Consider the following 514-nt stretch of genomic DNA (forward strand, 5'->3'; position numbering starts at 1 on the left):
ACATGTCTGCGCCCGTTATTGAAAAGTTATATGCCATGGAAAAATTAGAATTAAGGCCTCTTTTGGGGTTTGGTCAAATCAAGCTCGGTGTCCAAAGAAATGATATCCATGAATTACTTGGGCCGCCGAGTGATTTCAATGAGAATACTGACTATTACTCAAATTCTTCAATTCAAATACATTATTCAGTGGATGGAGTAGTAGAATTCATAGAGCTGGCTTCGGACCAAAATGTGGTTTGGGATGGCATAAGTATTTTTTCTACTCCGGTGGTAGAACTAGTCAAAGAGTTGTTAAAGAAAACCAAACAGTCAACAAACGAATCCGAGCCCGGGTACACTTTTACTTATCCAGAATATGAGCTCTGTTTTTGGCGGCCAACACAACCAGACGAGGAAGATCCAAATGAAGGGAAATATTTTGAGTCAGTTGGTCTTGGTAACAAAGGTTATTTCAGCAGTGGCATATAACAAAAAAATCAAGTTCGCCCGCTGCGCGGGCTGGGACGCAAACA

The 514-nt window shown here is 41.1% G+C and carries 1 protein-coding gene; it reads left to right on the top strand.

Annotated features, from left to right (window positions below; all coding sequences use genetic code 11):
* The coding region (locus ACX5KA_RS04000) for a hypothetical protein (RefSeq protein WP_458730476.1) at positions 1-470 on the top strand (470 nt) is incomplete at its 5' end.
* Positions 471-514 lie beyond the last annotated feature (44 nt).

The sequence above is a fragment of the Alteromonas alvinellae genome (assembly GCF_902705805.1).